Source organism: Streptomyces sp. SID14436 (assembly GCF_010548465.1).
Taxonomy (GTDB): domain Bacteria; phylum Actinomycetota; class Actinomycetes; order Streptomycetales; family Streptomycetaceae; genus Streptomyces.
In genome coordinates this window covers 1-394 of record NZ_JAAGMD010000720.1, presented here as the reverse complement: position 1 = coordinate 394, position 394 = coordinate 1, and the positions used below count along the sequence as shown (strand labels likewise).

1 pseudogene is annotated in these 394 nt (G+C 77.7%); it reads left to right on the top strand.

Annotated elements, in window-relative coordinates:
- Nucleotides 1–394, top strand: a pseudogene (locus G3I53_RS25880) (hypothetical protein); the annotation flags it as partial.

Here is a 394-nt window from a genome sequence, read left to right as displayed (position 1 = left end):
CCCGGCATGCAGCCGGCGGCGCTCACCGCCCTGCTGGGGCTGCTGCTCGCCGGCGGAGCGGCGCTCGGCACGTACGCGCTGCTCGTGCCGCTGATCGCGCTCCAGGGGCTCACGGCGGCCGGCTGGTTCCGGCTGAACGGGATGTGGCCGGCCCGCCAGGGCATCGCGCTGGGCTTCCTGGGCGCGCTGGCGGCGGACGTGGCCCTGCTGGCGTCGGACCGGGCGCCCGGCGCGATCCTCGGGACGCTGGGCGTCTGGGTGCTGCTCTCGCTGGTCCTGCAACTGCGGTCGCACGCGGACCCCGACGAGCGGATGTACGGCCTGATGGCGACGGTCGCGGCGGCGGCGCTGGCGATCCTCGCGGGCGGTCACCTGGCCGCCGACGCGGACGCGG